Genomic DNA, 6,498 nt, shown 5'->3' on the forward strand with positions numbered 1-6,498 from the left:
GATAGCGTCGCCGAGCCGCCGACGCATGGCGGCGCTCGACTCTCAGGAAGGCGGACGCAGTGGCTGAAGGCCGGAAGAACGGATCGTACTCAGGGATCTCCGAGGAACTGTCCGCGTCGATGCGGACGGGGTGGGCGGACACCGAGCGGCGTGAGCTGACGCTCGACGAACAGGCCCCGTACGCGGCTGTGCGCCGGGCCGCGCTCTCCGCGCGCTTCCCGGGTGAACGGCTACTGATTCCCTCGGGGAACCTCAAGGTCCGTTCGAACGACGACACCTATCCGTTCCGGCCGTACTCGGGCTACGTGCACATGACCGGCGACCAGGCCCGGGACGGTGCCCTTGTCCTCGAACCCCGTGCGGACGGAGGCCACGATGCCTACTGCTACCAACTGCCGCGGGACAGCAGGGACGACAACGAGTTCTGGACCGGTGCAACAGCAGAGCTGTGGATGGGACGGCGCCGTTCCCTGACCGAGGCGGGGCGCGTGCTCGGCCTGCCGTGCCGGGACGTGCGCACGGCGGCCGGCGAGCTGGCAGCCGTCTTTGGCATACCGACCCGCATTGTCCGTGGTATCGACCCGTCCCTGGAGGCCGCCGTCGCCACTGAGGCGGAGCGCGACGCGGAGCTGGAAGAGGCCCTCAGTGATCTGCGCGTCGTGAAGGACGAGTGGGAGATCAAGGAGATCCGCTCGGCCGTGGACTCCACGGTGCGGGGATTCACGGACGTCGTCGGTGAGCTGTCGAGGGCGATCGCGTCGTCCGAGCGGTGGATCGAGGGCACCTTCTTCCGTCGCGCCCGCCTTGAGGGCAACGCCGTCGGCTACGGCACGATCTGCGCCGCGGGCGAGCACGCCACGATCATGCACTGGACCGACAACGACGGACCGGTGCGCCCCGGGGAACTGCTCCTGCTCGATGCGGGCGTGGAGTCGCGCACCCTGTACACCGCCGACGTCACGCGCACCCTGCCGATCAGTGGCACCTTCACCCCCGTGCAGCGCCGGGTCTACGACGCGGTGTACGAGGCCCAGGAGGCGGGCATGGCGGCCGTCAGACCGGGCGCCGCGTATCGGGACTTTCATGAGGCGGCCCAACGTTCTCTGGCAGCGCGGCTGGTCGAGTGGGGTTTCATCGAAGGGCCTGCCGACCGCGCGTACGAGCTGGGCCTCCAGCGCCGTTTCACGATGGCCGGTACCGGTCACATGCTCGGCCTGGACGTCCATGACTGCGCGCAGGCCCGGACCGAGGAGTACATCGACGGCGTACTGGAGCCGGGCATGGTGCTCACCGTCGAGCCCGGCCTGTATTTCCAGCCAGACGATCTCACCGTACCTCAGGAGTGGCGCGGCATCGGCGTACGCATTGAGGACGACCTGCTCGTCACCGCCGACGGTCACGAGAATCTGTCGGCGGGCCTGCCGCGGTCGGCGGACGAGGTCGAGGCGTGGATGGCCCGTTTCGCGGGCTGAGCACATCGAGAGCTGGACCCGAGGCAGGGCCGTCGTGCGGCGAGGCTGCCCTCGTATGACCGTGATCTCGCCACCTCACGCACGAGCGAGCGAGCGGACGAGTCGGCCGGTGTGAAGTTCAGCTGGAACCGGGGGGTTCGGTCGGCCGGCGGTGCACCACGGGGCCCTTGTGAGGGGAGAGGCTTTCGCAGATCACACGGACCGCCAGGCCGGACTCGGCCCTGGCGGTCGATCTCGTTCAGGAAGCCATGAGAGCCGGCGGGCTGTCCGAAGAGCCGGGCGTTCCTCAGGTGGCGTCGAAGGCGGGCACGAACACGATTCGCCTCACCTCGGCCAAGGACGACGGGCCGAACATCGGCTACCTCACCGTCACCGCACCGGACACGAGCACCCGCGGCTGAGCCCCAGGGCCTCTGCCGTCGACGAGGCGGCAGGGACTCGCGGATCGCGCGGTCGGTACTGGCCGGCTGAGTCCCCCGGCTCACCCGTCCAGGTGCTGGGCGGCCCGGGCCGGCCGTGTTCATCAGGCGCCGCGGAACGGCGGTGCCGTGGGCGCCGGGCCCAGCGTGGTGGTACCCGGCGCCGCCCGGTGGCCGAGGCCGGTGCGGTACGCGTCGAGCGCGGCTTCCGTACGGCCCGTACGCCGCAGCAGATCGCCCAGCAGCCGGCACAGATCGGCCAGATCGCCCGCCGCCTCGCTGCGCTCCAGCAGGGCGAGGGCCATGACGTAGTGCTCCTCGGCCTGCTCGTCCGCATGCTCCTTCTCGGCGATCAGTCCCAGCAGCCGGTGGGCGCCCGCGGCGTGGACGGCGCCGCGTCCGTCGCCGAGGTCCGCACCGAGTTCCAGCAGCCGGGACAGCAGGGCCACAGCCTCCTCACGCTTTCCCCGGCGGCGCAGCACATCGGCCAGTTCGACCTCGACCTGCGCGGTGTAGAGGGCGGCGCTGCGGGCGGCGAGCATCTCTCGGGCGGTGCGCAACTCGTGCTCGGCGGCTTCCAGGTCGTTGTTCTGGGCGTGCACATAGCCACGCATCCAGTGGCAGTGGGCCAGCTCGGTACGGGTCTGCAGTTGTTGGTAGAGGTCCTGAGCCTTGGCGAGCGAGGCGTCGGCTTCGGCGATCCGCCCTTCGGCGAGCAGGGTGCGTGCCACGCTGCGGTGCATTCCGGCGACGAGAGCCGGGTCGGAGACCTGCGGGGCCAGTGCCAGGGCGAGTTCGGCGGCCTGGGCGGCGCGGGCGTGCGCTCCCATGTCCATGTACGGGCCGATGCAGGAGGCGTACAGCAGCACCAGGGCGTCCGGGTCGTGCAGGCCCTGGGCGTTCAGTTCGTCGAGGGCGGTCTCCAGGACGTAACAGGCGTACCGCAGTTCACCGGCGAGCAGGTGCGCGACGGCTCGGCCGCGCAGGGCGCGGACCCGGCGGGGCAGTGGCTCGCCGGCAGACGCGAGGAGCCGCTCCGCCGACTCGAAGTGCTCGCGGGCGGCGTCCAGTTCGCCGCTTTCCAGGGCGCACTCGCCGAGCCCGGTGAGCGCGTCGGCCCGCTCGGGCTCCAGGGCGAGCTCCCCGGCCTCGGCGAGCAGTTCCCGGTAGCGGGCTGCCGCCTCGTCGAGGGTACCGGCGGCGATCAGGCGGCGGGCGTCGGTGAGGGCGAGGCGCAGCTCGGTGGCGAGGCGGGCGGAACGGCCGGTGGTCAGTTCCTCGTATGTGGTGCCGAGCCGTTCGGCCAGGAAGCGCAGGGCGGTCCCGGAGGGGCGGACCTTGCCGGACTCCAGTGTGGAGATGTACGCGGCCGTGTACGCGGTCCCGGCCAGATGTCGCTGCGTCAGACCTCGTTCAGCACGCAGGCGTTGTACGCGCTGTCCGATGACAGCCGGTTCGTCCATGGTGCGTTCCCCTTCCTGCGGCCGCAAGGGCATTGTGCGGCACTGGCAGAGAGCCCTAGGTTAAGCATCTTGTTAAGCGTATTAATACGCGCACTTAAGTTGCTTGTTCTGGGGAGAGACTGTTGCCCTTGTCCATACGCAGATCAATGGCGGCGGCCACGGTGGCCGCCGCCGTCATATCCGCCCTCGCCGTCGCCCCCAGCTCCGCTTCCGCGGGTGCAGCCCCGGAGGCGACCGGGCGGGTCAAGGTCGAGATACCCGGCCGCGAGCACGCCGAAAGCGGTGAGCCCGGCCACCAGGAGGCCGGCTCCGGCTACACCTGGGTGCCGTCCGCCCACAAGGCCCGTACCGCCGCACCGCTCTCCGCGGCCGAGACCCGGGCCGACGGCGTTGTCACCGAGGTCGTCGACAACGGCCCCACCGCCGACCGCCTCGACGTGGTCATCGTCGGCGACGGCTACACCGCCGCCGAACTGGACCAGTTCCACGCCGACGCCAAGGAGAAGTGGGCCGAGGTGACGGCCGTCGAGCCGTACACCACCTATCAGAACCTCTTCAACGTCTGGACCGTCGACGCCGTCTCGAACGACTCCGGAGTCTCCGGCGATCCGGGCCGGGACGTCGTCAAGGACACCGCACTCGGCTCGTACTTCTGGTGCGACGGCACCGAGCGGCTGCTCTGCCTCGACGAGCAGAAGGTCGACTCGTACGTCGCCGAGGCCCCCCAGGCCGACCTCGTCATCGTCCTGGCCAACAGCACCAAGTACGGCGGTGCCGGCTACAACACGCCCAGCAAGACGCTCGGTTACGAGGGCATCTCCACCGCCTCCGCCGGCAACGACAGGTCCGGCCAGATCGCCATCCACGAGACCGGCCACTCCCTCGGCAAACTCGCCGACGAGTACTTCTACCCCGGCTACCCGGGCTACGAGCAGTACACCGGCGCGGAACCCGAGCAATCCAACATCTCCACGCTCGGTGCCGACGCCATGGGCGCGCAGAAGACCAAATGGTACCGCTGGCTCGGCGAGGCCTCTCCCGACGGCGGCACGGTCGGCGCATACCAGGGCGGCGGCTACTACGTGGCCGGCCTCAACCGGCCCACCGACGCCTCGATCATGCGGGTTCTCGGCAAGCCCTTCAACCTTCCCGGCCGCGAGGCGATGATCGCCGGCTTCTACCGCCACGCCTCCATCGCGACCCCCCTCACCCCCACCGACGGCACGCTGCGCCAGCGCGACACGGCGCGTGTCGAGGTGCCGCGGCTGGCGGGCGAGCAGCAGCTCGACATCCAGTGGTACCTCGACGGCAAGCCGCTGGCCTCTCAGGCGGGCCGGACCGACGTGCCCGTCGCCGCGCTCCACCTGGACTCGCGGGGCGCCCGCAGCCATCGCCTCACCGTCGTCGTCACCGACCGCACGGACGCCGTGCGCGACCCGGCGATCGCCACGACCCTCAAGGACAAGCAGTCCTGGACGGTCCGGCACTGATCCCTGGACCACCAGGATGCGGAGGTCGCCCTGCAGGCGGCCTCCGCATCCACCGTCAGTGCGTACTCGCCAAGCGCCGCGCCCAGCGCCGCCGACGAGAACTCCACCTCGGCCGGCGCCGCGTCCGTGCCGTAGTGGTTGCCCCAAGGCCGTGAAGTCGGTCGCTGCCTGGTCCGGCGAAGTGGTGACTGCGGATCAGAGGGTGATCTTCTTGTGAAAGCGCCCCCGGTCCTGGCCAGGACCGTCGTAGTCGCTGTGCAGGGGCACAACATCGACCTGTCGGTCAACCATCGGCCTCTCGGTCACACCGGCCGCGATCAGCGGATGGACGTTGATGATCCGACCACCCTCACGGACCTTCTGGGGCAGCGCGTCCACCCGGACGAACACATACGGTTTCGCGTCCAGCGGCCGGTTGCGGAACGTGGCGCCCTGCTCGTCCAGGTGCCGGGCCATCGCCGAGACCTGCGACTTCGAACGCCGGGTCACTCCGAGGGACTCGGCGAGCTTCTCGATGCAGCGGGTGGAGACACCGAGCAGGCGCCGCTGCGCCCACTCCCCCCAACCGATCAACGAGCCCGCGCAGATCAGACACTTGGAGGTACGCCGACGAGACCGGCTCGGTGGAACCCTACGCGAGTACCAACATGCCGCGAGACCAGGCCGGATGATGTATCGGCACCCGCAAGGTCAAGCGCGGTTTGCTGGTCCGGTGACGTGCGCGGGTGTCCGTGGTGGTTGTGCGGGGTTGTTGCCGTAGCGTCAACTACTGCCGTCAGACGCCCAAATGGCCGGGAGAGCTCCCTGAGCAACCGCACGGCAGGCGGCCTGCCGGGAAACACTGGTGCAGCGGGCGTAAGTACGGGCCCGCCGGCTGGTATGGCCCTTCGCCATCAGTGCATACCTTTCACTCCGTCCCGTCGGCCCGCGGAACCTGAGGAACAGGAACTGCACACATCGATGAGAGGCGAAAAGGTGCAACTGTGGTGCGAGCCAGGCTTGTTCACCTCCGCCTGGAGTCCGATGGGCCGAGGACTCGCGCAGGAACAGCAGACCGACGCCGCAGCGTAACGGCATCCGATGACCCGGCTGGCGCCGGCACGACGCGCCATCCGCTCACGCGTACCGCGAGTGCGCCACCGACCCGGTCGCCGATCTCCCCGTCATCAGCGGGCAGCCAAGCCCGTACTCCACGTCGGCAGGGTAACGCTCACACGAGACCGGCCGATCTCATCGAACCGACCCAGGCCAGACACATCGAAGGGCCCGGCGGTTGCCGGGCCCTTCGCCTCGTAGCGGGGACAGGATTTGAACCTGCGACCTCTGGGTTATGAGCCCAGCGAGCTACCGAGCTGCTCCACCCCGCGTCGGTCCCTCAACTGTACACAGCACGTCCGACGGAGGCGAAATCCATTTCTCAGCTGGTTCTCGATGCACCGGGACACACCCCGTGCATACCGATCACTCTCTCTTTCCGGGTGGTTCGGCCCGTAGCGGTCCAGAACTGCTTCACCGCAGCTGACCTCGGGCGATGTGCCCGGATCAGTGGGGCGAGTTGATGTCGGCGGCGGCTGAACCGTGACCCAGTTTGGGCGGGTCAAAAGTGACCCAGGTGTCTTCTGTTTCGTGTGTTCAGCAGTCGTTGTCTTGGGTG

The 6,498-nt window shown here is 69.3% G+C and carries 4 protein-coding genes, 1 tRNA gene and 1 pseudogene; 3 read left to right on the forward strand and 3 right to left on the reverse strand.

Features of this window, described 5'->3' with window-relative positions; genetic code table 11:
* The first annotated feature begins 59 nt into the window (after positions 1-59).
* Together ACWD35_RS38165 and ACWD35_RS38170 are read left to right on the forward strand one after the other, a co-directional pair.
* Complete coding sequence (locus tag ACWD35_RS38165) at positions 60-1,472, forward strand: aminopeptidase P family protein (protein WP_451355961.1); 1,413 nt, start codon at positions 60-62, stop codon at positions 1,470-1,472.
* A 248-nt stretch (positions 1,473-1,720) separates the two neighbouring features.
* A complete protein-coding gene (locus tag ACWD35_RS38170) occupies positions 1,721-1,873 on the forward strand; it encodes a hypothetical protein (protein WP_451355962.1) in 153 nt (50 codons plus the stop codon).
* A gap of 122 nt (positions 1,874-1,995) precedes the next feature.
* Here ACWD35_RS38170 and ACWD35_RS38175 read toward each other — a convergent pair whose 3' ends face one another.
* Positions 1,996-3,354, reverse strand: a complete 1,359-nt coding sequence (locus ACWD35_RS38175; protein ID WP_451355963.1) for a tetratricopeptide repeat protein — start codon at positions 3,352-3,354, stop codon at positions 1,996-1,998.
* A gap of 146 nt (positions 3,355-3,500) precedes the next feature.
* Here ACWD35_RS38175 and ACWD35_RS38180 point away from each other — a divergent pair, with 146 nt between their 5' ends.
* Positions 3,501-4,844, forward strand: coding sequence for a M64 family metallopeptidase (locus ACWD35_RS38180; RefSeq protein ID WP_451355965.1), 1,344 nt, complete (start codon positions 3,501-3,503; stop codon positions 4,842-4,844).
* Between the two features lie 303 nt (positions 4,845-5,147).
* Here the strand turns inward: ACWD35_RS38180 and ACWD35_RS38185 are convergent.
* Both ACWD35_RS38185 and ACWD35_RS38190 read right to left on the reverse strand, forming a co-directional pair.
* Positions 5,148-5,384: pseudogene (locus ACWD35_RS38185) on the reverse strand (transposase); the annotation flags it as partial.
* Between the two features lie 753 nt (positions 5,385-6,137).
* Positions 6,138-6,211: transfer RNA gene (locus tag ACWD35_RS38190), tRNA-Met, on the reverse strand.
* Positions 6,212-6,498: the final 287 nt, after the last annotated feature.

It is taken from the genome of Streptomyces sp. NPDC002671 (assembly GCF_053592475.1).

Excerpts from the sequence above, each read along its gene's own strand:
- ACWD35_RS38170 (WP_451355962.1), top strand. The coding sequence starts at position 1,721 with ATGAGAGCCGGCGGGCTGTCCGAAGAGCCGGGCGTTCCTCAGGTGGCG.
- ACWD35_RS38180 (WP_451355965.1), top strand. The coding sequence starts at position 3,501 with ATGGCGGCGGCCACGGTGGCCGCCGCCGTCATATCCGCCCTCGCCGTC.
- ACWD35_RS38175 (WP_451355963.1), bottom strand. The coding sequence starts at position 3,354 with ATGGACGAACCGGCTGTCATCGGACAGCGCGTACAACGCCTGCGTGCT.